Genomic DNA, 1,726 nt, shown 5'->3' on the forward strand with positions numbered 1-1,726 from the left:
TGATTAGTACGTTTTATGTAGTTACTAGCTTCGGCTGGTAACACGACAGAATTCATTGAGCAGATGTCTTAGCTTAGGTTAAGCATCACAAACGATTTTTTAATTGAAGAGTTTGATCATGGCTCAGATTGAACGCTGGCGGCAGGCTTAACACATGCAAGTCGAGCGGTAACAGAGAGTAGCTTGCTACTTTGCTGACGAGCGGCGGACGGGTGAGTAATGCTTGGGAATATGCCATATGGTGGGGGACAACAGTTGGAAACGACTGCTAATACCGCATAACGTCTACGGACCAAAGAGGGGGATTCTTCGGAACCTCTTGCCATTTGATTAGCCCAAGTGAGATTAGCTAGTTGGTGAGGTAATGGCTCACCAAGGCGACGATCTCTAGCTGGTTTGAGAGGATGATCAGCCACACTGGGACTGAGACACGGCCCAGACTCCTACGGGAGGCAGCAGTGGGGAATATTGCACAATGGGCGAAAGCCTGATGCAGCCATGCCGCGTGTGTGAAGAAGGCCTTCGGGTTGTAAAGCACTTTCAGTTGTGAGGAAAGGTGGGTAGTTAATAGCTGCTCACTGTGACGTTAGCAACAGAAGAAGCACCGGCTAACTCCGTGCCAGCAGCCGCGGTAATACGGAGGGTGCGAGCGTTAATCGGAATTACTGGGCGTAAAGCGTGCGTAGGCGGTTTGTTAAGCAAGATGTGAAAGCCCAGGGCTCAACCTTGGAACTGCATTTTGAACTGGCAAACTAGAGTACTGTAGAGGGTGGTGGAATTTCCAGTGTAGCGGTGAAATGCGTAGAGATTGGAAGGAACATCAGTGGCGAAGGCGGCCACCTGGACAGATACTGACGCTGAGGCACGAAAGCGTGGGGAGCAAACAGGATTAGATACCCTGGTAGTCCACGCCGTAAACGATGTCAACTAGCTGTCTGTGGACTTGATCCGTGGGTAGCGGAGCTAACGCATTAAGTTGACCGCCTGGGGAGTACGGCCGCAAGGTTAAAACTCAAATGAATTGACGGGGGCCCGCACAAGCGGTGGAGCATGTGGTTTAATTCGATGCAACGCGAAGAACCTTACCATCCCTTGACATCCACAGAAGAGACTAGAGATAGACTTGTGCCTTCGGGAACTGTGAGACAGGTGCTGCATGGCTGTCGTCAGCTCGTGTTGTGAAATGTTGGGTTAAGTCCCGCAACGAGCGCAACCCCTATCCTTATTTGCCAGCGCGTTATGGCGGGAACTCTAAGGAGACTGCCGGTGATAAACCGGAGGAAGGTGGGGACGACGTCAAGTCATCATGGCCCTTACGGGATGGGCTACACACGTGCTACAATGGCAAGTACAGAGGGCAGCAATACCGCGAGGTGGAGCGAATCCCACAAAGCTTGTCGTAGTCCGGATTGGAGTCTGCAACTCGACTCCATGAAGTCGGAATCGCTAGTAATCGTAGATCAGAATGCTACGGTGAATACGTTCCCGGGCCTTGTACACACCGCCCGTCACACCATGGGAGTGGGATGCAAAAGAAGTGGCTAGTTTAACCTTCGGGAGGACGGTCACCACTTTGTGTTTCATGACTGGGGTGAAGTCGTAACAAGGTAACCCTAGGGGAACCTGGGGTTGGATCACCTCCTTATCTTGAAGTAAAAACAGTTTAATGGAAACTCTCGGGTTTCACGAGTGTCTACACAAATTACATGATAACAAATTAGAAGAA

1 rRNA gene is annotated in these 1,726 nt (G+C 50.8%); it reads left to right on the plus strand.

The features are described from left to right. The first annotated feature begins 100 nt into the window (after positions 1–100). Positions 101–1,645: ribosomal RNA gene (locus ESZ26_RS18975) — 16S ribosomal RNA — on the plus strand. The last annotated feature ends 81 nt before the right edge of the window (positions 1,646–1,726 follow it).

The sequence above is a fragment of the Colwellia hornerae genome, from assembly GCF_007954355.1.
In the GTDB taxonomy this organism is placed as follows: Bacteria; Pseudomonadota; Gammaproteobacteria; order Enterobacterales; family Alteromonadaceae; genus Colwellia_A; species Colwellia_A hornerae.